We start from the raw sequence: 19,850 nt of genomic DNA on the forward strand, positions 1-19,850 counted from the left end.
GACTCCTGTAAGTTCCTAATGAAAAAGTTTTATTTCTTTTAAAATCAATGTCTTATAAAATTAATTCGAAACTGGCACGGTCCTTGAAATGAAAGAAGGGCTCAGAGCGACAGGGCGTTGCTCAACCCAGAAGGACAGAACTGAAATGGACGACCGTTACAACACTTCAGAAACCCGCTCGGATGCTGGCCGTTTCGGCCGCTGGCTGTCCACACGCCCGGCCGAAAGCTGGATGTTTTTCGGGGCCGGTGTGCTCCTCGGCGGCTTGTTCTTCTAATCCTCCCCCCAGTTACGAAAGGACTTTTAAAATGGGTCTGTTTTCCCGTCTCGGCGACATCATCAACTCGAACATCAATGCGATGCTCGACAGTGCCGAAAACCCTGAAAAAATCGCCCGCCTGATCATCCAGGAAATGGAAGATACACTGGTTGAGGTCCGCACCGCAGCGGCCCGCGCCATGGCGGACAAGAAAGAAATGGAGCGCGAGATTGTTCACTTCACGAAAACCCGTGATGACTGGGCTGCCAAGGCAGAGCTGGCTATCGACAAGGGCCGTGAAGATCTGGCGCGCGGCGCACTGACCGCCAAGCAGAAAGCTGAAGGCGAAATCGAACGCCGCAAGGCTGCGATGGCTGCGGCTGAAGAAGCCTTCGAGAAGCGCCAGGACGATCTGTCCAAGCTTCAGGCCAAGCTCGACGAGGCAAAGGCAAAGCATCGTGCCCTGATGATGCGCCGCGAAGCTGCAGAGCAGCGTATCCGCATGCGGTCGCAAACCTATGACGGCAAGGTCGACGAAGCCCTCGCGCGCTATAACAATATCGAGCGCAAGGTTGACGAGATGGAAGCCTATGCCGACACCATCAAGGGTCATGAGCCAAATCTGGCCGCCGAGTTCGCTGCCCTGGAGCGCGACGAGAGTGTCGAGAAAGAGCTCGAAGCCCTGAAAGCCAAACGTGCGAAGTCTTCTGCGAAGGCGTCCACGAAGAAATCGGAGGACTGATAGATGCTGTTTTCCCTCGCCTGCCTGACTGGCTTCATGACGCTGGTGTGTGCCCCCGGGCTGATTGCCCAGGCCCGCGCCAAGCAGGGCTCTTCGGTTGAAGAGGCCGCGTAATGGACGAGTTTCTACCAATCATTGCGATCGTTTCGCTCTTCATTGTCCTGCCGGGAATGATCTTCCACTACATTACGAAGTGGCGGCAGCAAAAAACCCTGATGCCAGACGATGAACGAATGATGGAGGATCTCTGGAGATCGGCCCGCGCCATGGAGCGCCGGATCGAGACCCTCGAAGCCCTCCTTGAGCAGAGTGAGCAGGACGGCCCACGCCGTCCGCCCCGCTCTTCCAGACCCACTTTTGACGACTAAGGACCTTAGCTTATGTCCCGCCATTCCCGCCCAAGCCGTGATCCTGCCTATGAAGACAGGTACGGTTCCCCCAACCCCAAGCGGTTTTACCGCTCCCGCCAGGACAAGGTGATTGCCGGTGTCTGTGGCGGTCTGGCCGAACGTTTCGGATGGGAGCCTGTTCTGGTTCGTATCCTGGCCGTACTCGGATTTTTCTTCGTCATGGGGCCGCTCGCGATCATCCTCTACATCGTTCTGTGGATGATCACGCCGCGCACACCGCTCGGCGGCCGGCCCATGTCTCCTGAAGAAGATGCTTTCTGGCGGAATGTGAATGACCGCCCGCGTGTCACCTTCGGGAACTTGAAATACACGTTCATGGATCTCGACGAACGTCTCCGGGATATCGAACGCAAGGTCACATCTGACGAGTGGCGCCTGCGCAAGGAGTTCCGGGATCTGGAGCGCGGTAATTAGAGGCAGCCGCAGCTTCCACACATAACCCTCAATATCCGACGAGAAGGACCGGAAAAATGCGTAAGGGGACGCTACTGACAAATAACTGGCTGCTGGGAGGTGTCTCTCTGATCATTCTGACGATGATCGCAGTTGGCGCTGCCACGCAGGGAAGCATGGCTCTGGAGTTCGGCGGGCTCCAGATGACCTTCTCTCCTCATGAAGACGGGGGCGTGCGTCTCAGCATTGCCCGCAGCTTTGGCACCTCAGATTTCACTGCGCCGTAAGGCTCTCAGGATCAGGCGCATGGGGCTGACGGCCTCCAGGGCCTGAACGCTGGCCGGTGATGGTCCACCGAGAAGCTGGGCAGCAATGATCTGTCCGGCCCATGGCCCCCAGGTAAAGCCGCGCGCACCAAAGCCGTTCACCATCACAATACCCGGTAGTAATGGGGCGTCCGCATCAGCAGGGCGTCCTTTTCGTATGCCCTCAAATGTTTCAATCGCTGCGTCCCGGTCAGGCACAGCGCCGATCAGGGGCAGGCGGTCCGATGTTGTCGCCCGGATGGCCGCGCGGGAGGTGAGGGGATACCTCTTCGCATCGCCCTTCCACCAAGGGGAAAGCTGCTGTAGCGCCTCGGCATTGGCCTTGCGCGCGCCATCCGAAACCTCCGGCAGGGTGCCAGCTGAAATCTTCTCAAAGGTCGCGCCCCACAATCTCTCGTCCCGCAAGGCCAGCGCATAATGGCCACTTGCCATTGCATCCGGTGCCACATCTGCTGCCCCAGTCAGATGCTCCACCTGGCCAAGGCGGCCTTGAAGTCCCAGCCAGTCGATCTGTTCCAGAATGCCCATCGCATTCGCCAGAACAATCGCGTCATAGCTGCGGCCATTTACGCTGCACTCTGCCAGCGAAACCTCCACCGGTCCGGCTTTCAGCGCGATGCCTTTCAGCAGGCCCGTTACGACCTTGCGCGGCTCCACAATCAGGGCGCGCTTGTGCAGCAGGCCGCCGCCGGAAATCGCTTCCAGATCCTCCAGCGGCAGGGGCGGGTCGGCCAGTAGCTTTTCAAACCGCACGCGTTCGGTCTCATCCTTCGGTATCTGCCGCACATCGGTTTCGTGTGCGCCATCCAGAGCGCGATAGGCCTCGCGTGCGGCCAGATAGGCATCTATCAGAAGCCGGGCCTGCACGGTGTCGCCCGCATCCAGCCGCGGCATCATCAGACCGATCGGGTTGCCGCTTGCGCCGCTGGCGGGGCCAGCCGGGTCAAACACCGTCACCTCTGCGCCGCGTGCGGTCAGGGCCCACGCAGCTGAGGCTCCGGCAATCCCTGCGCCCAGAACGGCAATGCGCGGGGAAGCAGAGGGAGGGGCACGCAGCCCATAAGCATCCGGCTGCGCAGTAGGCGGCGTGGTCAGCCGCGCTTCCAACCTCTCCCGCTTGCGACCATGGCCGGGGGCCTTGGCCACGTCAAAGCCTGCGCTGGCCAGTCCGCGCCGAACTGATCCGGCCACGGTAAATGTCCCGATGCAGGCACCGGGGGCAGACCGCTGCGCGATCAGGCCATACAGGCCCTCTGCCCACATGTCCTCATTCTTGGCGGGGCTGAACCCGTCCAGGAACCAGGCATCAGCCTTGAGCCGGCTGGCGGGCAGCATCTCGTGAATGTCGCCCATATGAAGCGTCAGCGTGATGCCGAGATCTTCCCAGACATGGTGGCGCACGCCCAGGACCGGGGCGGGCCAGGTCTCCAGCAGGCGGTCTGAAAAGGCAGATAGTTCCGGCCATTCGCTCAGCGCCCGGGCCGCATCATCCTGCGTCATCGGATAGGCTTCGAAGCTGACAAAGTGCAGCCACGCTGCAGGGGAAGGGCGGTAAGTCGTCCACAATTCTGCGAGCGCCAGAAAATTCAGCCCCGTGCCAAAGCCGGTTTCGGCAATGGTGAACTGGTCCCGTCCGGCCCAGGCTTCCGGCAGGCCGCAGCCTTTCAGGAACACCGCGCGGGTTTCGGCCAGGCCGTCGCCTGCTGTGAAATATACGTCGCCAGCCTCCCGGGCGACGGGGGTGCCATCATCCTTCCAGTCGATAGTGGGGTGTTTCAGCAGGCGGGTCATGCGCGATGGGTTAGCCGTGAAGGCCCGGTTTGAACAGGTCTCATGGCAGAACTGAAAACTCTCCGGGATTTAATCGGATCGCTCGGTGTTTCCACGCGTTGATTGTATGACCGCGCTAAAAAGCGGCGAACAAGAAGGAGATGAAAGATGGATAAGGAACATATCAAAGGCGCTGCCAAGAAGGTTGAAGGTGAAGTCAAGGAAACGGCCGGTGAAATGACCGACAACAAAAAGCTTCAGGCAGAAGGCAAGATGGACAAGGCCGAAGGCGAAGTTCGCGACAAGGCCGGTGACGTCAAAGACGCCCTCAAAGACTAGGCCTTTTTTGGCCAGACTGCGAAAGCCGCTCCCTCGGGGGGCGGCTTTTCCTTGCGCGGAATTCAGGGCGGGGCCACATAAGGCGCAAGACAGGCGATGAGGTGCAGGATGACCGACATCAATATCAAACGCGAGGAAGGTGATGCCGGTGGACGCTATGTCACCGTCGTAAATGGCCATAAAGCCGAGATGACTTGGTCGAAAGCCGGCACCAGCCGTATTATCATAGATCATACCGGCGTGCCCAAAGAGCTGGGCGGCCTGGGCGTCGGAACCGCCCTCGTCAAGCGCGCCGTGGAAGACGCTCGCCGTGATGGCATCAAGATCATTCCGCTATGCCCCTTCGCCAAGGCGCAAATCGAGAAACACACCGAATGGCAGGACATTCTGGCATGAGCACCGGAGACATCACGCATGACGAAACCCATCAGCGCTATAGCCTCTATCAGGATGGCGTTGAGGCCTATCTGACCTATGAGCGACCGCAGGCGGGCCATAAGCACATCACACACACCATCGTGCCGGGCGAGCTTGGCGGACGCGGCATCGGCAAGCGCTTGGTCAAGCGTGCGATGGAAGACATCATCGCGGCAGGGGAGACAGTTTCCTCGTCCTGCTGGTTTGCCAGTGCATTGATCGAGAAGACCCCCGAATGGGCCGCCGTCCAAGCATGACCGAGCCGTTCTGGAAAACCAAGACGCTCGACCAGATGAACCGGCAGGAATGGGAGTCGCTCTGCGATGGCTGCGGCAAGTGCTGCCTGCTGAAACTGGAAGACGAGGACACAGGCGAGATTGCCTATACGCGTCTGCATTGCCGCCTGTTCGACAGCGGCACCTGCCAGTGCGCCGACTATGAAAACCGCAAGAAGATTGTCGAAGACTGTGTCATCCTCACCCCGCAAAAGGTGGAGGAAATCCGCTGGATGCCGAAGACCTGTGCCTATCGCCTGATCCATGAGGGCAAGGATCTGCCGTCCTGGCACTATCTTGTCTGTGGGGATCGGGAGCGCATCCATGAGGAAGGTCATTCCATACGCGGCCGCACAGTGTCCGAAGACACGGTGTTTGAGGAAGACACCGAAGACTGGATTGTCGACTGGGAAGGCAACGAGCCCTAGACGCCAACCACTTCGCTATTGGTCGCTTCGGTTTTCAGCCATTTGATGAAATCACGCACATCCGGCGTCAGGTGACGGCCTTTGGGGTGCACGATCCAGTAGCCGAAATCAATCAGGTGAGAGCCATCTGCAAAGGGCGCGACCAGCCGGCCGGAGGCAAGGTCTGCGGCGGCAATGGCGCGTTTGGCCAGTGCGACACCGCGGCCTGCTGCAGCCGCTTCGATGACCAGGATCGCCTGGTTGAAGCGCGGGCCCCGCGTGCCGTCTACATCCTTCACATTCCGTGCGCGCAGCCAGCTCGCCCAGTCCGGACAGGACGGATCGTTCTCATTGCTCTCATCATGGATCAGCGTGTGATGACGCAGATCGCTCGGCTTGCGGATGGCGTCCGGCCCCTCCAGCAGGGCGGGGGAGCAGACCGGCAGAACGGTTTCGTCCATCAGTTTCTCTGATTTCAGGCCTTCATAATTGCCGCGGCCATAGCGGATGGCAAAGTCGGCATCGGCGGTGGTGAAATCCGTCAGGCCCATATCAGCAGAGATCCAGGCCTCGGTATCCTCATGTTGGCGATGGAAGCCATCAAGCCGCGGGGCCAGCCATTTCGCGGCAAAAGACGGCGCGCAGGAGACCATCACCCGGCCCTTGCGGGCAGGGGCCTGCATGATGCGGCCAGCTTCAGAAATTCTCTCAAATGCCTCACGCACCAGCGGCAGGCTGGCCTGCGCGGCATCTGTCAGCAAAACTGAACGGCCTGTACGCTTGAACAGGGGCGTGCCGGCATATTCTTCCAGCTGTCTTATCTGTTGTGAAATCGCGCCGGGCGTGACATTCAGCTCCTCGGCAGCCTGTGTAAACGACAGGCGCCGGGCAGCCGCTTCAAAGGCTCTCAGGGCGTTCAGGGGCGGTAGACGGTCAGTAGGATCGGACATGAATAGTTTCTCTAAAGGATCGCTGTAGGGGTTCACTGTTGCGTCTGCCGCGTCAAGAGCCATTTTGGCACCTGATTGATCAGCTAGCCTAAAAAGAGGTTGCACCCATGCGCCAGTTCCCGGCTTTCTTCAACATGGACGACGCCCGTGTCGTCGTGTTCGGCGGTGGCGAAGAAGCCCGCCGCAAGGTGCGCCTGCTTGCCAAGACGTCCGCCCAGATCACCGTGATCATCGGCAAGGACCTCGAGCCCGGCTTTGCCGAGGAATTTGCCGGCCGCATTACGATTGCGCCGCAAGTCGAGGCTGGCCCGGCGCTGGATGTTGCCCGCTTTGCCATCGTCGCCTGCCGTCTGTGCGCCAATACAGAGCGCGCCATTGAGTGGGCCCGGCAGTATGGTGTGCCGCTGAATGTCGTTGACCGGCCGGATCTGTGCGATTTCACAATCCCGTCAATTCTGGACCGCGGAGAGATTGTCGCCGCCATCGGCTCCAATGGTTCGGCGCCGGTTCTGGCCAAATCCGTGCGCAGCAAGCTGGAGCGCCTGCTGCCCGCGCGGACCGGAGAGCTGGCCGAACTGGCCGGGCGTCTGCGGCCAGAGGTAAAAGAAGCTATCCCGGATGCCAAGGCCCGCCGCGAATTCTGGGAATACGCCCTGAACGGCAAACCGGCGGAACTCGCCTATGCTGGAGATCTGGACGCGGCCGAGCAGGCCATGCGCGACGCCATGAAAGGCAGCCGCAGGACCGGCATCGTGCATCTGGTTGGCGCAGGCCCCGGCGATCCGGAACTGCTGACGCTCAAAGCCCTGCGCCTGCTGCAACAGGCCGACATCGTGTTCTATGACCGCCTGGTCAGTCCGGAAATTCTCGACATGATCCGCCGCGACGCAGACCGCGTTCCGGTCGGCAAGAGCAAGGGCAATCATTCCGTCCCGCAGGAAGAGATCCATGAATTGCTGATCCGCGCTGCCCGCGAAGGCAAGCGCGTCGTGCGCCTGAAGGGCGGTGACCCTTTCATTTTTGGCCGGGGCGGGGAAGAGCTGGAAGCCATTCAGGCGGCTGGCATCGAAGCCTTTGTCGTTCCGGGCATTTCCTCTGCGCTTGGCTGTGCCGCCAGCGCGGGCGTGCCGCTGACGCACCGCGATCATGCGCAAAGCCTCACCTTCGTGACAGGTCATGCGAAAAAGGGCGGCGTCCCGGATCTCGATTGGGAAAGCCTCGCCAAGCCTCGCCAGACCGTGACTGTTTTCATGGGTGTCGGCACCGCACCGACCATTGCCGACAAGCTTATTGAAGCGGGCCGCGCGCCGGACACGCCCGTCGCCGTCATCGAGAATGGCACTCTGTCCACGGAAATCCAGGTCTTCGGCATTCTGGCCGAGCTGCCGGACCTGATCGAGAAAAACGCAATCAAGGGACCGGCCCTGCTGATTATTGGGGAAGTGGCAGGCCTGCCTTTCGCCAGTGGGGCAGTGGGCCTGTCAGGCGGTTACACGCAGGAGATTTATGCATGACATCCGTCCGTCCAAAGCTGAAACCTGAAACCCCGAAGGCTGTCACCGCCTGGGAAACCGCCACCGGCCAGACGGTCTGGATGGCGGCGGATGGGTCCTGGACAAAGGAAGCCGGCCAGATCGCTGCCTTCACAGGCGATGAGGCCGAGGCCCGTCTGGCCGATGCGCTCAAACAGGAAGGTGTCGTCACAGACCCTTACTTCATGGAAGTAACTGAGAGCGGCGGCATCACCGGCCGGGAAACCCTGCGCGAGACGATCCGCGCCAATGGACCGACCGTCGCCTATGGAGAATCCGCCTGATGCCACATCGCGAAATCACCCGCCTGACCCTTTATGGCAATCTGGTCTCCGGGAATTGCCTCAAAACCCGCTGGGTCGCGGATGCGCTTGGTCTGGACTATGACTGGGTGGAAATCGATGTCGTGAAAGGGGAGGCGCAGTCCGCTTCCTATCTGGCGGTCTATCCGTTTGGGAAAGTCCCGCTGGCGCGTTGGCCGGATGGGCGTACCCTGCCAGAATCAAATGCCATCATGCTATATCTGGCCGAAACCCATCCGGGTGGGAATAAATTTATTCCGTCTGATCCGTTCGTGAAGGCACAGATGATGAGCTGGTTGTTCTGGGAACAATATTCCCATGAAACCGCTATCGCCGTGCGCCGTTACCACAAGCATCTGCTGGGAAAAGCCGATTCCGATATTGACCCGGAATTGCTGCCGAAAGGGAAGAGGGCGCTGCAGCGAATGCAGACCCACCTGTCACAGGCAGACTGGTTCGCAGGAGACCGCGTCACGCTCGCCGATATCGCATTGGTTGCCTATACGCGCTGGGCGCATGAAGGCGGCTTTGACCTTTCCGAGTTCCCGGCGGTCGAGCGCTGGGTCAGCCGCACCGAAGCGGCGCTCGGCATCCCGCACGCAAGAGAGGCTGCGTAATGTATAGATATGATGAGTTTGATGCCCGGATCGTATCCGAGCGCGTTGCGCAATTCCGCGGGCAGGTGAACCGCCGCCTGTCCGGCGAATTGCTGGAAGATGAGTTCAAGCCCCTGCGCCTGCAGAATGGAGTCTATCTTCAGCTGCACGCCTACATGCTGCGCGTGGCCATTCCCTATGGCCAGCTGAATGGCCGCCAGCTGCGCCGTCTGGCCGTCATTGCGCGCGATTATGACCGGGGCTATGGCCACTTCACCACGCGCCAGAACATCCAGTTCAACTGGGTGGCACTGAAGGACATCCCCGATGTGCTGGAAAGCTTGGCCGAGGTGGAGATGCACGCGATCCAGACGTCAGGTAACTGTATCCGCAATACGACGTCGGATCATTTTGCCGGCGCGGCGAAAGACGAGATCATGGACCCGCGCCCCTGGTGCGAGATCATCCGCCAGTGGAGCACCTTCCATCCGGAATTCGCCTTCCTGCCCCGCAAGTTCAAGATTGCCGTCACGGGTGCAGATCATGACCGTGCTGCCATCCGCGTGCATGACATTGGTCTGCATATGCGCCAGCGGGGCGATGTGGTTGGCTTCGAAGTCCATGTTGGTGGCGGGCAGGGGCGTACTCCGCACCTTGCAGCCCTCGTCAGTGAATTTGTTCCGGAGACGGAACTGCTCGATTATCTCGAAGCCATCATGCGTGTTTACAATCGCTTCGGGCGCCGTGATAACAAGTACAAGGCCCGCATCAAGATCCTCGTCAGCGAACTCGGCGCGGATGAATTTCGTCGTCTGGTCAGAGAAGAATATGCCGCCCAGCGCGAGCACGAGAAGATCGCCCTTCCGCAGGAAGAGATCGCGCGCATCCATGCCTATTTTGCCCCGCCCGAGCTGATCCCCGCCTCAGGGCCGAATGAGGCCTTTGAGGCGCTGAAGGTAGAGGACAAGGAGTTCGCCCGCTGGGCCCGCATCAATCTGCATCCGCACAAGGTGGATGGCCATGTCTCTGTCACGATCAGCCTGAAGCCGATCGGCGGCGCGGCAGGCGATGCCACGGATGCCCAGATGATGACGGTGGCGCATCTGGCCGAAACCTATGCCCATGACGATATTCGCGTCAGCCATGCGCAGAATCTGGTCCTGCCGCATGTCGCGCTGAAGGATTTACCGGACATCTACCGCGAGCTGAAGGCGGCTGGCATTGCCACGGCGAATGAAAGCCTGATCACGGACATGATTGTCTGCCCCGGTCTTGATTACTGCAATCTGGCCAATGCCCGCTCCATTCCGGTCGGGCAGGCGGTGCAGCAGGTTTTTGCCGATCCGGACTATCAGGAGGACATCGGCCGTCTGCACATCAATATTTCTGGCTGCATCAATGCCTGCGGGCATCACCATGTCGGCCATATCGGCATTCTCGGCGTCGACCGGAAAGGGGAGGAGTTCTACCAGATCACTCTCGGCGGCCGCGCGGACGAGAAGGCGGCGATTGGTGACATTGCCGGTCCGGGCCTGAAAGCCGATGACGTGCCGGGCGCCCTGAAACGGGTTGTCGACACATATCGTGACCTGCGCACCGACAAGAGCGAATTGTTTATTGAGACGCTGGCCCGCCTTGGCCACGAGCCCTTCAAGGAGGCCCTCTATGCCGCTGATTAAACACGGCGCCGAGATTGACGATATCTGGGCCTATGTACCCGATGAGGCAGACCTCTCGCCGGGGGGTTGCATCACCGTGTCTCTGGCCAGATTCCGCAGCGAGCGGGACATTTTGCTGGCCCGCAACACCGATATCGGCGTGCGGCTGGCCCCTGAGGATGACCCGCATGAGCTGGAAGATTTTCTGGACCGTCTTCAGCTGATAGAAATCAGTTTCCCTAAATACACCGATGGGCGTGGATATTCGCAGGCTCAGCTGCTACGTCGACGTTTCAACTATGCGGGCGAATTGCGCGCCGTAGGGCACGTTCTGAGGGATCAGATATTCTATATGAACCGTTCAGGCTTTGATGCTTACGAGACTGCGCGTGCTGACCTACATCAGGTACTGGAAGCATTGAACGAATACACCGAAGTCTACCAGCCCGGTGCGGCTGGCCAGGTGCCGGTTTTCCGCAAAAGACACAAGGGCTGAACTTTATGCCATATGGTGATAGCGCAATCCGCAAGAGCGAAGCGACAGCGGCCCGTCTGGAGCGCCTGAATGGCGAGCTGCGCGATGCCTCTGCCCAGACGGTCCTGCGGGCAGCGATGATCCGCGAATGGCCGGAAAGTCTCACCTATGTCTCCAGCTTTGGCGCGGAAAGCGTCGCCATGCTGGCCCTGATCGCGGATGTGAAACCAGATCTGCCGATCATCTTCCTCGAAACCGGTATGCATTTCCCGCAGACGCTGGACTACAAGGATGAACTGATCGAGAAGCTGGGCCTGACCGGCGTGCGCGAGATCCCGCCAAGCGAGACCGAACGCAAGGTGCTGGATCCGAAAAACAATCTCTGGAAATCCGATCCGGATGCCTGCTGTGCCCTGCGCAAGGTGCGTCCGCTGGAGCCCGCGCTGGAAGGCTTTGAGGCCTGGATCACGGGCCGCAAGAGGTTCCATGGCGGCGCGCGGATGCAGCTGCCGGTCTTCGAGTTTGCGAATGGACGCTACAAGGTGAACCCGCTGGCCAACTGGACACCGGAAGATGTCGAGCTGCTGATCCGTCAGCGCAATCTGCCGCGTCACCCGCTGGTCGCCCAAGGCTATCCGTCCATTGGCTGCTGGCCGTGCACGAAGCCGTCTGACAATCCGGAAGACCCGCGCGCGGGCCGCTGGGCTGGCCAGCAAAAGACCGAGTGCGGCCTCCACGTCGAAAAGACCGAACGCCCTCGGGTGTTCTAGGGGCTCTCCCGCGCCCCGAACACATGCGCCAGCGTGATCGCGCCTGCGGTTGCCACATTCACGCTGTCAAAGCCTGACGACATGGGAATCCGCACCGGCGTTGCCGCGGCAATCAGATCGTCCGGCAGGCCGGGGCCTTCCGCACCCAGAAGAATGGCAAGCTTTTCCGGAACCCTCAGTGTCCCGAGCGTCTGCGCCTTAGCCCGCGGTGTCATCGCCCACACCTCATAGCCTGCCGCCTGCGCTGCGTGCACCATGTCTGCGCCCGTGCCACCATGAGCATAGGGCAGCCAAAGGCTGGCACCGGAAGAGACCCGGATCGCCTTGCGATAGAGCGGGTCACAGCATTGCCCATCCATCAGTACGGCATCTGCCCCAAAGGCCGCGGCATTGCGAAAGCACGCGCCGACATTGTCATGATTGGAGAGGCCAGACAGCATCAACAGGGTGGACGGCCCCCCCGTCTTCGCATCCGCATCGAGAAAGTTCGCAGGGAAGGGAATCTCCCCCTTTATGCCGCAGGCCAGCACGCCGCGATGCATCGGGAAGCCGACGACGGTGTCCATCACATCTTGCGGTGCAACATAGACCGGTACATCTGCCGGCACCTCAGCCAACAGATCTGCCAGCGGCTCCAGGCGGCTTGCCGCCAGGAACAGGCTTTCCAGTTTGAACCGTCCGCGCCGCAGGGCCGTTTCCAGCGTCACCTTGCCTTCAATGATGAAGCGCGCGCCATGCCCGGAGGTCAGATCCTTCTCGCGGATGGATGTATAGGCCTGCAACCTCGGGTCATCGGCCTGGTCAACTTCCATTGCCATATGCATCGCCATCCCTCTATCCTGCTTTCTCTTGTAGGGAATATTATGGGTGGGGCCATCATGACAGATAACAAACCCGGCGCAGCCGATTACCAGTATGCGCCGCCAAAACGCAAGTCATACAAGGTGTGGTGGATTGTGGGCGGTGTGGTGCTCGCGCTTATCTTGCTTGGAACCTGCGTGCGGGGCGGGGTGTCTCTCTACCAGGCTATCAGCGAACGCTCGGAAGCCACCCGCGACCTAGCTGAGCGCGTCATGGAGGACGGGCTGCCCCCAGCGGGCGATCCAATCTATTCTCACAGGGTTACGGCAGCGCAGGCAGATATCGACAAGGCGACACGCTACATTCAACATTTTGGTCAGGTGACGGAGTATGGAGATCCTGGCTGTAATATGCGAAGTACGGCAGACATTAACAAGGAGAAGCCCAGCACCTTTGCCGATTGCGCGCTGACCATTGAAGCAGAGCAGTCGCCGGGCGTCGTCACGGTCAATTGGGTCAAGGATAACGAGGATTGGAAAGTCTGGGGCATATATGTCCGGTTCTCCGATCAGAGCGTTCTGCTCGACAAGGCAGATCAGGCCGACACTCAGGCGGAAGAGCCCTCCACCCCAGAAGAGACGCATACAGAATAAAATCGCCCCGCAGGATTTACGGTCCTCCGGGGCGTCTCCTTATTCTGACGGCGGATTTAGTTCAGCAGATCAATCACCGCTTCTGCCACTAGGCCGGTTGCGACCTGTGTCAGATAGGCATCTTCATCCACGATCACCCAGCGATATCCCGGCGGGGCTTCGCGCAGGTCATAGCGCCGCCAGTCCTCGAAATAATGGTCTCGATAGTCGGCCGGCAGATATTCGCCGCGCTTCCACATTTTCTTGGCATGGCCGGGCGGAACTTTGCCCTGTTTCGCCAGTCCCGGTGGCAGGGTCTCGCCTTTCGCATGGCGTGGTGGGTCAGCAAAGGCGACAAGGCCGGTGCCCACAGCGCCTGCGAGCATGAGAGTTATATACGTCTTGAGTGCCATTTGGGGGCCTCCTTTCAGTCCTGCCCCATAAACGAAATTCCGACTGACCAGTTCCCAGACGTTACAGTCATAAATGATGACTATTCGTCCACAACACGAAAAATTCAATTTAAGTAAATTCACTATCTATCAAAGATAGATAGTATCGCGTAGAAGCCTGCATGGCGGATATTGAAGGGGGCTATGGGGGCCCATGAAATACATAGCTAATCAATTGCGAGAGCATCCGGCAGCGATCGTTGCTGTTGGTCTTGTCGTGGCAGTTCTGGCTCTGGGGCTTTGGCGCTCCAACTATCATGCTCGCGCCTTGCAAAAGGTCGCCGTGCTGCAGGCTGAGCTGAACGTGGCCCTCGGAGAGCACAATGCAGCGGAGAGGCGTGACCTTCCACTCCACCCGGCCAGCCTGGAAAAGGCCAGAATTTTTCATAACGGCATCAGCCCGAAGGAGGGCCAATCGCTCAGCGATCCTCTCTGCACTTATGTGCGCACACCCAGTTTTGCTGAGCGCCAAGACGACGTGGGCATCTGTGAGAGTATTCCGCCAGCGGCCAGCTCGGGAGATATTCTATGCTTTTCGAAATTTGAAGTGGAGCGGGCAGATATCCCATCTGCAAGCCGTGACAAAGTAGAAGGGTGCCTGCTGACCCTTTGGTCAGACAAGAAACGTCTTTGGAATATCAAGGATGTTGTGATCGGGAAGGCCAATGGTCAGGGCGCCGCAGATTAAAGGTCCCGGCAGTCTGGGCCAGAGTGGCAAAACCGGCACGGAACCTTCCCGGTCCCGTGCCTCTGAATCTTTCCTGATCAGTTCATTGCCGCACCGGGGTTGACCGGCAGGCCCTGATCCTTGGCCATGCGCTTCATGGCCTTTTGCAGTTTCTCGAACGCGCGTACTTCAATCTGGCGGATACGCTCGCGCGAGACATTGTAGACCTCAGAGAGTTCTTCCAGCGTCTTTGGCTCTTCCGACAAGCGGCGTTCGGTCAGGATATGACGCTCACGCTCATTCAAGTCTTCCATTGCCGCCGTTAGCAATTCCATGCGGGCATCGAATTCCTGCTGGTCGGCAAATTCGCTGGCCTGGTTCGGCTCATCATCGGCCAACCAGTCCTGCCACTCCATATCGCCATCTGTGCCCATCGGCACATTGAGGGAGGCATCGGAGCCGGACATGCGTCCGTTCATTGAATACACTTCATCCTCGGTGACGTTCAACTTTTCAGCGATCAGCCGGGCCTGTTCCGGCTTCAAATCCCCTTCATCAAGGGCCTGCATTTCGCCCTTCAGGCGGCGCAGATTGAAGAACAGCTTTTTCTGTGCGGCCGTCGTGCCGAGTTTCACAAGACTCCAGCTGCGCAGGATATATTCCTGGATCGCGGCGCGGATCCACCACATGGCATAGGTCGCCAGGCGGAAGCCCTTGTCCGGGTCGAATTTCTTCACGGCCTGCATAAGACCGACATTGCCTTCTGAGATCACTTCGGCCATAGGCAGGCCATAACCGCGATAGCCCATTGCGATTTTCGCAACGAGACGCAGGTGAGAGGTCACCATCTTTTCGGCCGCTTGCGTATCTTCATCCTCGCGCCAGCGCCGTGCGAGCATGAATTCCTCATTCTTCTCAAGCATCGGGAACTTGCGAATTTCGGTGAGATACCGGCTCAGGCCCTGTTCGGGGCTGAGCGTGATGTTTGCGCTGGCGGAAATCTTGTTCGCCATATTCTGTATCCTCCTTTGCAGACCAACCCCGCTATGCGGCAGTCGTTCCGGCTGTCAGGTTTCCTGGAGACGTTTAGTCCCGCTTTGCGGCGACGTCGCCCCCGGTAATCCGCATGAATGTCATCACGGAATAACATAAGTAAGAATTACGACCGGGATATGGAAGATCTCTGGGCAGTTTCAAGACATTGATTAACCAGGTTTCATGAATGGTCTCGCGTCTTTGGGGAGGGCTGGGAACATTCCGATTCCCAGAACGTGGAACCTGCACGCTCACGACTTGTTGATCAGGAAGAGGAACGGGCAGACAGGCGACTCTGCATGTCTGCACAACAATTGCGTCGCTATGCGACGGGGGAGGGCCAAAATGGATGTCTCAAGCGTCTTCTATGATGGCTGGCAGGATATGGCTCGCATCGCCATGGCAGCGCCGATCATCTATCTCAGCATTATCGCCTTCATCCGCCTCGCGGGAAAGCGTTCCACCTCCCAGATGAACAATTTCGACTGGGTGGTCAGTGTGGCGCTCGGCTCTATCGCTGCGGCTGGCGTGACGAGTTCGTCTCTCACCATTCTTGAGGCCCTGTTCGCCATCGGCCTGTTATTGCTGATCCAGTGGATCCTCACCTTCATCCTGGCACGCAGTCAGGCATTTGCCGGAATCGTGAAGGCCCAGCCGCGCCTGCTCGTCTACAAGGGAAAATTTCTGGACGACAATATCCGGCAGGAGCGCCTCACAAAGCCGGAAGTGCTCTCGGCCCTGCGCGAAAACGGCATCACCAATGTGGAAGAGGCCGAATCCGTCATCCTTGAGGCCGACGCCTCGTTCAGCGTGATCGCGCGCTCCGACAAGGATGTCGCCCCGGAAGAAATTTCCGCCACGGTCGCCGGTGTGCCGAAGGGATAGGCCTGCCTTAAAAAAGCCCCCACATGGCCGAGAGAAAGAAGGCCATGCGGGGGCAAGTTTACGAGGTCGTTTCTCGTTTTGGAGCGGGTTACTCGGCCGGCACAGGCGCTCCCTTTGCGCGCAGCCGGTCCAGCGCTGTGTCGAGAGCTTCCAGACGTGAGGAGAAGCGTGTCTCTTCTTGGCCCGGCACGTTCGGCGCGGCGAATTTTTCCAGCAGCTGCGCTACATGGGTACTCATGCCGCTGAAATAGACTTCACGGCCATTGTCCTCGGCGTCTTCAATGATCGTCTCCACTGCGGTGACGGCAGACACGTCCAGGAATGGCACGCGGGCAAAGTCCAGGATGATGATCTCGACCTTGTTGCCTGCGCGGCTGCGCACATGATGGCCAAGGTCGGCGGCGGCCCCGAAGCTCAGCGGGCCGCCAAAGTCGAACAGCATCACGCGGCCACCGGCGCGGCTCAGCATGTTGACTTCTTCCTCGCTGGACTGACGCGGAGCCGCCTCTCCCACAGCGGCAATCTGATCGTCGGCCAGCTTCTTGATGAAGGCCAGAGCGGCTAGAACAACGCCAACAGCCACAGCGGTGATCAGGTCCACGAACACGGTCAGGCCCAGCACCAGCACCATTAGGGCCAGATCCCAGCGCGGACCTTTATGGGCGCGCTTCAGGTAAGAAAAGTCGATCGTGTCGATTCCCACCTTCACCAGGATACCCGCCAGCACAGCGTGCGGGATCTTTGAGGCAAGCGGCCCCAGGCTGATCACGATGGCCAACAGCACAGCCGCATGCGTCATGCCGGAAATCCGTGTCCGGCCACCGGAACGGATATTGATCACGGTCCGCATGGTTGCGCCTGCGCCCGGAATTGCGCCGAAGAAACCGCCCAGCGCATTACCAATGCCCTGGCCAACCAGTTCCTTGTCGGATTTGTGGCGTGTGCGGGTCATGTTGTCTGCTACCAAAGATGTCAGCAGGCTGTCGATTGAGCCTAGCACGGCCAGGATAAAGGCCGCTTCCAAAACGATCAGCAAGGTGCTGGTATCAAAGGTCGGGACCACAAAGTCCGGAAAGCCGGTCGGGATCTCCCCCAGAATAGGCGCGCCCGGAATGAATAGGCTGACCAGCGTGCCAACCACCAATGCCACCAGCGGACCTGGCACGATGCTGGCCAGCCTCTTTGGCCAGGTGAACACGATGGCCAGGGTCAGCGTGGCAATGCCAAGGGCGACGAGGTTCGGATTGGCCAGCGCGTGCGGCACGGCCGTAAAGGCTGGGATTGTGCCGCCACCATCCGGCTCATGCCCGAACAGCCGGGCCAGCTGCAGCGCGATGATGATCACACCGATACCGCTCATGAAACCTGAAATTACCGGGTACGGCACAAGTTTCACATATTGGCCAAAGCGCAGCAATCCGAAGGCTATCTGCATCAGGCCGGCCAGCACCGCAGCCGCGAATACAAGGCCCGGATTGCCGCCAAGCGCGGCGTAAAGTCCGGCAAAGACCACCACCATCGGGCCGGTCGGGCCGGAAACCTGAGAGCCTGTTCCCCCGAACAGGGCGGCAAAGAAACCGACGAAGATGGCGCCCCAAAGGCCTGCAATGGGACCCGCACCGGAAGCCTCACCAAAGGCCAGCGCCAAGGGCAAGGCGACGATGCCTGCTGTCAGACCGCCAAACAGATCGCCTTTGAGGTTTGAAAAATCGAAGTAGGCGTCGCGGGATTGCGACGCCCCTTTAGTGGCTGAAGACATGGTAACCCCCCATGATCAGTGTGAATGTGTCAGGCTGCGCACTCATGCTCGCTGGCCAGCTTGGCAATCTGCTCGGCATAGCGTGCATCGACGTGTACGAATGTATTCTCAGCGTCGTCATAGGCATCCACTGCGCCGGTTTTGATGTCATAGACCCAGCCATGAAGTTCCAGATCGCCCTTGGCGAGGCGCTTGGCGACGCTTGGGTGCGTTTTCAAATGCTGCAGCTGGATCAGCACATTCTGTTCGATCAGCATGCGCATGCGCTCGTCATCGGAGGCATCAGGGGCAATCTCGTTCACAATGTCCACGGCGGCCTGGGAATAGCCGAGCCATTTGCGCACATGGGGCAGGCCGGTCAGGCCGTCCATGTCCATTGCGCCTTTCATGGCACCGCACTCGGTATGCCCGCAGATCACGATATGCGGCACATTCAGAACGGCCACGGCATATTCGATGGAGGCTGTCATTCCGCCTGTATGTTCGGTGTGGGGCGGAACGATGTTACCGGCATTACGGCAGCTGAACAACTGGCCGGGTTCGCTCTGTGTGATCAGGCCGGTCTCGATGCGAGAATCGGCGCAGGTGATGAACAGGGCCTCGGGTGACTGGCCCTGGCTCAACTCTTCAAAGAGGTCCTGTTTGTCGGGAAAGATATTGGTCTGGAAGCGGATAACGCCCGCAGCAAAGCGTGGCATACGAAAGCCCTTTCGATGCGTGTGAGGTGAACTGAAACGGTATGATGTGAAGGAGGGGCAGGAGATCCGTCTACGGTGGATCGACGGCAGAACGAGTCACCTCGCTGTAACAGCGGCAAGCACTTCTGCAGGGAATAGACAGGGCTGTCACAACGAGGTTCCGTTCATTGGGTCTCATACTTGACGCTTGGATTAGATAGTTCCAATAAAAAGATGCTCACACTTCAATAGTTTTTCCCTATTAAAATTTCAGGATATCTCTTATGCGGCCCACCCTTCGTCAGTTGCAATATATCGTCGCTGTGGCCGAAACGGGAAAGTTCCATGAAGCGGCCCGCAAGTTGAATGTCTCCCAGCCCAGCCTGTCGGCACAAATTCAGGCTGCGGAGGATCATCTCGGCACCATCTTGATCGAACGGGGGCGTCATGGCGCTTTCCTCACACCGATCGGGGAGGAAGTGGTCCAGCATGCCCGCGCCATTCTCACCCAACTGGAAGACCTGAAAACCATTGCCCGTCAGTCCGGTGGACCCGTGGCCGGTCGCTATCGCCTTGGCACAGTACCCACCATTGGGCCCTATCTTCTGCCCAGCGCGGTCAAGGAACTGCACCGCCTGTTCCCCGATCTGCGCATGAGCGTACGGGAAGAGCGCACGATTGATCTTGAGGAAAAGCTGAATGATGGCCGCCTGGACATGATCATCTCCACAGCGGAAGACCATGTTGGTGCGGCCAGTATGCCGCTTTATCAAGAGACCCTCTATGTCTGCGCCGCGCAGGAAGATGTCCTGTCGCAGGCGAAGGGGCCGATTGGGATTGAGGCCCTGAAAGGCCGGGAATTGCTCAGCCTCGGTTTCGGCCACCGCCTCAGCGTCATTATTCAAATGCTGGCTGATGCGGCGGGCGCTCATGTGAGCACGGAATATGAGGGCACATCGCTGGATGCGGTGCGGCAGATGTCTGCCATGGGGGCAGGGGTGGCTATATTGCCAAACCTCTACGCCGTTGTGGAAGCGCAGCGTGATCCCGGTCAGGTTGTTCGCCCGCTAAAGCACAAATTGGCCAGTCGGGATGTCAGCCTGATCTGGCGAAAGGGCTCCCCGCTGGGCGAAGCGATCCAGTCCATGGGGCTGGTTTTTCGGGATGTGGCGGGTGATCTTCTAAAACATGAAACAACGCCGCCCGCGGGGCATCGCCCACGGCGGGATTGAGCTGCTTATCCCACATTTTCGGGTTGCGATCTGTCGTAATTTCTGAAGATTCAAAATAGTTTTCCGACACCCCTCCGTGCCGGGATATA

General features: G+C 59.3%; 26 protein-coding genes. 19 read left to right on the forward strand and 7 right to left on the reverse strand.

Annotated elements, in window-relative coordinates; translation table 11 throughout:
* Positions 1-145: 145 nt before the first annotated feature.
* From HY2_RS17775 to HY2_RS03175, 5 genes are all read left to right on the forward strand, one after another.
* Positions 146-277: a hypothetical protein gene (locus HY2_RS17775; RefSeq protein ID WP_267895808.1), complete on the forward strand. Its 132-nt coding sequence runs from the start codon at positions 146-148 to the stop codon at positions 275-277.
* 31 nt (positions 278-308) lie between these two features.
* Positions 309-1,001 carry a phage shock protein PspA gene (gene pspA / locus HY2_RS03160; protein ID WP_034824641.1) on the forward strand — a complete coding sequence of 231 codons (693 nt, stop codon included), beginning with the start codon at positions 309-311 and terminating at the stop codon, positions 999-1,001.
* 113 nt (positions 1,002-1,114) lie between these two features.
* Positions 1,115-1,369 carry an envelope stress response membrane protein PspB gene (gene pspB / locus HY2_RS03165; RefSeq protein ID WP_034824643.1) on the forward strand — a complete coding sequence of 85 codons (255 nt, stop codon included), beginning with the start codon at positions 1,115-1,117 and terminating at the stop codon, positions 1,367-1,369.
* A gap of 12 nt (positions 1,370-1,381) precedes the next feature.
* Positions 1,382-1,825, forward strand: coding sequence for an envelope stress response membrane protein PspC (pspC, locus tag HY2_RS03170; RefSeq protein ID WP_034824645.1), 444 nt, complete (start codon positions 1,382-1,384; stop codon positions 1,823-1,825).
* A 56-nt stretch (positions 1,826-1,881) separates the two neighbouring features.
* Positions 1,882-2,091: a hypothetical protein gene (locus HY2_RS03175; protein ID WP_034824647.1), complete on the forward strand. Its 210-nt coding sequence runs from the start codon at positions 1,882-1,884 to the stop codon at positions 2,089-2,091.
* Here HY2_RS03175 and mnmC read toward each other — a convergent pair.
* Positions 2,071-3,921, reverse strand: coding sequence for a bifunctional tRNA (5-methylaminomethyl-2-thiouridine)(34)-methyltransferase MnmC2/FAD-dependent 5-carboxymethylaminomethyl-2-thiouridine(34) oxidoreductase MnmC1 (gene mnmC / locus HY2_RS03180; protein ID WP_034824648.1), 1,851 nt, complete (start codon positions 3,919-3,921; stop codon positions 2,071-2,073). The genes HY2_RS03175 and mnmC overlap by 21 nt on opposite strands.
* Positions 3,922-4,068: 147 nt before the next feature.
* Here mnmC and HY2_RS16985 point away from each other — a divergent pair, with 147 nt between their 5' ends.
* From HY2_RS16985 to HY2_RS03195, 4 genes are all read left to right on the forward strand, one after another.
* Positions 4,069-4,239: a CsbD family protein gene (locus HY2_RS16985; protein WP_064773862.1), complete on the forward strand. Its 171-nt coding sequence runs from the start codon at positions 4,069-4,071 to the stop codon at positions 4,237-4,239.
* Positions 4,240-4,347: 108 nt separating this feature from the next.
* A complete protein-coding gene (locus tag HY2_RS03185; protein WP_034824650.1) occupies positions 4,348-4,635 on the forward strand; it encodes a GNAT family N-acetyltransferase in 288 nt (95 codons plus the stop codon).
* Positions 4,632-4,913: a GNAT family N-acetyltransferase gene (locus tag HY2_RS03190; RefSeq protein ID WP_034824652.1), complete on the forward strand. Its 282-nt coding sequence runs from the start codon at positions 4,632-4,634 to the stop codon at positions 4,911-4,913. The genes HY2_RS03185 and HY2_RS03190 overlap by 4 nt, the downstream gene beginning before the upstream one ends.
* Positions 4,892-5,359 (forward strand): YcgN family cysteine cluster protein, encoded by a 468-nt coding sequence (locus HY2_RS03195; RefSeq protein WP_233346191.1) that lies wholly within the window; start codon positions 4,892-4,894, stop codon positions 5,357-5,359. The genes HY2_RS03190 and HY2_RS03195 overlap by 22 nt, the downstream gene beginning before the upstream one ends.
* Here HY2_RS03195 and gcvA read toward each other — a convergent pair.
* Entirely contained in the window at positions 5,356-6,288 is a 933-nt protein-coding gene (gene gcvA, locus HY2_RS03200; protein ID WP_034824655.1) for a transcriptional regulator GcvA, read from the reverse strand. The two genes, HY2_RS03195 and gcvA, sit on opposite strands and share 4 nt — an antisense overlap.
* Positions 6,289-6,395: 107 nt before the next feature.
* On the opposite strand from gcvA, the gene cysG reads away from it, so the two are divergent.
* Genes cysG through HY2_RS03230 form a run of 6 tightly spaced genes read left to right on the forward strand, consistent with a single transcriptional unit; the run spans position 6,396 to position 11,621 of the window.
* Entirely contained in the window at positions 6,396-7,802 is a 1,407-nt protein-coding gene (cysG, locus tag HY2_RS03205; RefSeq protein ID WP_051594659.1) for a siroheme synthase CysG, read from the forward strand.
* On the forward strand, positions 7,799-8,104 hold the full coding sequence (locus HY2_RS03210; RefSeq protein WP_034824657.1) for a DUF2849 domain-containing protein: 306 nt from the start codon (positions 7,799-7,801) through the stop codon (positions 8,102-8,104). The genes cysG and HY2_RS03210 overlap by 4 nt, the downstream gene beginning before the upstream one ends.
* Positions 8,104-8,739 (forward strand): glutathione S-transferase family protein, encoded by a 636-nt coding sequence (locus HY2_RS03215; protein WP_051594660.1) that lies wholly within the window; start codon positions 8,104-8,106, stop codon positions 8,737-8,739. The genes HY2_RS03210 and HY2_RS03215 overlap by 1 nt, the downstream gene beginning before the upstream one ends.
* Positions 8,739-10,397 carry a nitrite/sulfite reductase gene (locus HY2_RS03220; protein ID WP_034824659.1) on the forward strand — a complete coding sequence of 553 codons (1,659 nt, stop codon included), beginning with the start codon at positions 8,739-8,741 and terminating at the stop codon, positions 10,395-10,397. Before HY2_RS03215 ends, HY2_RS03220 begins: the two co-directional genes overlap by 1 nt.
* Positions 10,384-10,872 carry a DUF934 domain-containing protein gene (locus HY2_RS03225; protein ID WP_034824661.1) on the forward strand — a complete coding sequence of 163 codons (489 nt, stop codon included), beginning with the start codon at positions 10,384-10,386 and terminating at the stop codon, positions 10,870-10,872. Before HY2_RS03220 ends, HY2_RS03225 begins: the two co-directional genes overlap by 14 nt.
* A 5-nt stretch (positions 10,873-10,877) precedes the next feature.
* Positions 10,878-11,621, forward strand: a complete 744-nt coding sequence (locus HY2_RS03230) for a phosphoadenylyl-sulfate reductase (RefSeq protein WP_051594661.1) — start codon at positions 10,878-10,880, stop codon at positions 11,619-11,621.
* Here HY2_RS03230 and HY2_RS03235 read toward each other — a convergent pair.
* Positions 11,618-12,451: a TrmH family RNA methyltransferase gene (locus HY2_RS03235; protein WP_233346704.1), complete on the reverse strand. Its 834-nt coding sequence runs from the start codon at positions 12,449-12,451 to the stop codon at positions 11,618-11,620. The two genes, HY2_RS03230 and HY2_RS03235, sit on opposite strands and share 4 nt — an antisense overlap.
* Before the next feature lie 48 nt (positions 12,452-12,499).
* On the opposite strand from HY2_RS03235, the gene HY2_RS03240 reads away from it, so the two are divergent.
* Positions 12,500-13,075, forward strand: a complete 576-nt coding sequence (locus HY2_RS03240; RefSeq protein ID WP_146617158.1) for a hypothetical protein — start codon at positions 12,500-12,502, stop codon at positions 13,073-13,075.
* 56 nt (positions 13,076-13,131) lie between these two features.
* Here the strand turns inward: HY2_RS03240 and HY2_RS03245 are convergent, their stop codons facing one another.
* A complete protein-coding gene (locus tag HY2_RS03245; protein WP_034824665.1) occupies positions 13,132-13,467 on the reverse strand; it encodes an RcnB family protein in 336 nt (111 codons plus the stop codon).
* A 193-nt stretch (positions 13,468-13,660) separates the two neighbouring features.
* On the opposite strand from HY2_RS03245, the gene HY2_RS03250 reads away from it, so the two are divergent.
* Entirely contained in the window at positions 13,661-14,194 is a 534-nt protein-coding gene (locus HY2_RS03250; protein WP_034824667.1) for a hypothetical protein, read from the forward strand.
* Positions 14,195-14,271: 77 nt separating this feature from the next.
* On the opposite strand, the gene rpoH is transcribed toward HY2_RS03250, so the two are convergent.
* Positions 14,272-15,186 (reverse strand): RNA polymerase sigma factor RpoH, encoded by a 915-nt coding sequence (gene rpoH, locus HY2_RS03255; RefSeq protein ID WP_034824669.1) that lies wholly within the window; start codon positions 15,184-15,186, stop codon positions 14,272-14,274.
* Between the two features lie 367 nt (positions 15,187-15,553).
* On the opposite strand from rpoH, the gene HY2_RS03260 reads away from it, so the two are divergent.
* Positions 15,554-16,093 (forward strand): DUF421 domain-containing protein, encoded by a 540-nt coding sequence (locus HY2_RS03260; protein ID WP_112063284.1) that lies wholly within the window; start codon positions 15,554-15,556, stop codon positions 16,091-16,093.
* Positions 16,094-16,181: 88 nt separating this feature from the next.
* Here the strand turns inward: HY2_RS03260 and HY2_RS03265 are convergent, their stop codons facing one another.
* Positions 16,182-17,852, reverse strand: a complete 1,671-nt coding sequence (locus HY2_RS03265) for a SulP family inorganic anion transporter (RefSeq protein ID WP_051594663.1) — start codon at positions 17,850-17,852, stop codon at positions 16,182-16,184.
* A 29-nt stretch (positions 17,853-17,881) separates the two neighbouring features.
* Positions 17,882-18,550: a carbonic anhydrase gene (locus tag HY2_RS03270; RefSeq protein WP_034824670.1), complete on the reverse strand. Its 669-nt coding sequence runs from the start codon at positions 18,548-18,550 to the stop codon at positions 17,882-17,884.
* A gap of 263 nt (positions 18,551-18,813) precedes the next feature.
* Here HY2_RS03270 and HY2_RS03275 point away from each other — a divergent pair, with 263 nt between their 5' ends.
* Complete coding sequence (locus tag HY2_RS03275; protein ID WP_034824671.1) at positions 18,814-19,761, forward strand: LysR substrate-binding domain-containing protein; 948 nt, start codon at positions 18,814-18,816, stop codon at positions 19,759-19,761.
* Positions 19,762-19,850 lie beyond the last annotated feature (89 nt).

This window comes from Hyphomonas pacifica (assembly GCF_000682675.1).
GTDB classification, from domain to species: domain Bacteria; phylum Pseudomonadota; class Alphaproteobacteria; order Caulobacterales; family Hyphomonadaceae; genus Hyphomonas; species Hyphomonas pacifica.

What these genes read in the sequence shown, in the direction of transcription:
- HY2_RS03185 (WP_034824650.1), top strand. Translation starts at nt 4,348, where the DNA reads ATGACCGACATCAATATCAAACGCGAGGAAGGTGATGCCGGTGGACGC.
- mnmC (WP_034824648.1), bottom strand. Translation starts at nt 3,921, where the DNA reads ATGACCCGCCTGCTGAAACACCCCACTATCGACTGGAAGGATGATGGC.
- pspC (WP_034824645.1), top strand. Translation starts at nt 1,382, where the DNA reads ATGTCCCGCCATTCCCGCCCAAGCCGTGATCCTGCCTATGAAGACAGG.
- HY2_RS03250 (WP_034824667.1), top strand. Translation starts at nt 13,661, where the DNA reads ATGAAATACATAGCTAATCAATTGCGAGAGCATCCGGCAGCGATCGTT.
- pspA (WP_034824641.1), top strand. Translation starts at nt 309, where the DNA reads ATGGGTCTGTTTTCCCGTCTCGGCGACATCATCAACTCGAACATCAAT.
- pspB (WP_034824643.1), top strand. Translation starts at nt 1,115, where the DNA reads ATGGACGAGTTTCTACCAATCATTGCGATCGTTTCGCTCTTCATTGTC.
- HY2_RS03215 (WP_051594660.1), top strand. Translation starts at nt 8,104, where the DNA reads ATGCCACATCGCGAAATCACCCGCCTGACCCTTTATGGCAATCTGGTC.
- HY2_RS03240 (WP_146617158.1), top strand. Translation starts at nt 12,500, where the DNA reads ATGACAGATAACAAACCCGGCGCAGCCGATTACCAGTATGCGCCGCCA.
- HY2_RS16985 (WP_064773862.1), top strand. Translation starts at nt 4,069, where the DNA reads ATGGATAAGGAACATATCAAAGGCGCTGCCAAGAAGGTTGAAGGTGAA.
- rpoH (WP_034824669.1), bottom strand. Translation starts at nt 15,186, where the DNA reads ATGGCGAACAAGATTTCCGCCAGCGCAAACATCACGCTCAGCCCCGAA.
- HY2_RS03210 (WP_034824657.1), top strand. Translation starts at nt 7,799, where the DNA reads ATGACATCCGTCCGTCCAAAGCTGAAACCTGAAACCCCGAAGGCTGTC.
- HY2_RS03225 (WP_034824661.1), top strand. Translation starts at nt 10,384, where the DNA reads ATGCCGCTGATTAAACACGGCGCCGAGATTGACGATATCTGGGCCTAT.
- HY2_RS03265 (WP_051594663.1), bottom strand. Translation starts at nt 17,852, where the DNA reads ATGTCTTCAGCCACTAAAGGGGCGTCGCAATCCCGCGACGCCTACTTC.
- HY2_RS03230 (WP_051594661.1), top strand. Translation starts at nt 10,878, where the DNA reads ATGCCATATGGTGATAGCGCAATCCGCAAGAGCGAAGCGACAGCGGCC.
- HY2_RS03270 (WP_034824670.1), bottom strand. Translation starts at nt 18,550, where the DNA reads ATGCCACGCTTTGCTGCGGGCGTTATCCGCTTCCAGACCAATATCTTT.
- HY2_RS03275 (WP_034824671.1), top strand. Translation starts at nt 18,814, where the DNA reads ATGCGGCCCACCCTTCGTCAGTTGCAATATATCGTCGCTGTGGCCGAA.
- HY2_RS03195 (WP_233346191.1), top strand. Translation starts at nt 4,892, where the DNA reads ATGGGCCGCCGTCCAAGCATGACCGAGCCGTTCTGGAAAACCAAGACG.
- cysG (WP_051594659.1), top strand. Translation starts at nt 6,396, where the DNA reads ATGCGCCAGTTCCCGGCTTTCTTCAACATGGACGACGCCCGTGTCGTC.
- gcvA (WP_034824655.1), bottom strand. Translation starts at nt 6,288, where the DNA reads ATGTCCGATCCTACTGACCGTCTACCGCCCCTGAACGCCCTGAGAGCC.
- HY2_RS17775 (WP_267895808.1), top strand. Translation starts at nt 146, where the DNA reads ATGGACGACCGTTACAACACTTCAGAAACCCGCTCGGATGCTGGCCGT.
- HY2_RS03175 (WP_034824647.1), top strand. Translation starts at nt 1,882, where the DNA reads ATGCGTAAGGGGACGCTACTGACAAATAACTGGCTGCTGGGAGGTGTC.
- HY2_RS03260 (WP_112063284.1), top strand. Translation starts at nt 15,554, where the DNA reads ATGGATGTCTCAAGCGTCTTCTATGATGGCTGGCAGGATATGGCTCGC.
- HY2_RS03235 (WP_233346704.1), bottom strand. Translation starts at nt 12,451, where the DNA reads ATGGCGATGCATATGGCAATGGAAGTTGACCAGGCCGATGACCCGAGG.
- HY2_RS03190 (WP_034824652.1), top strand. Translation starts at nt 4,632, where the DNA reads ATGAGCACCGGAGACATCACGCATGACGAAACCCATCAGCGCTATAGC.
- HY2_RS03220 (WP_034824659.1), top strand. Translation starts at nt 8,739, where the DNA reads ATGTATAGATATGATGAGTTTGATGCCCGGATCGTATCCGAGCGCGTT.
- HY2_RS03245 (WP_034824665.1), bottom strand. Translation starts at nt 13,467, where the DNA reads ATGGCACTCAAGACGTATATAACTCTCATGCTCGCAGGCGCTGTGGGC.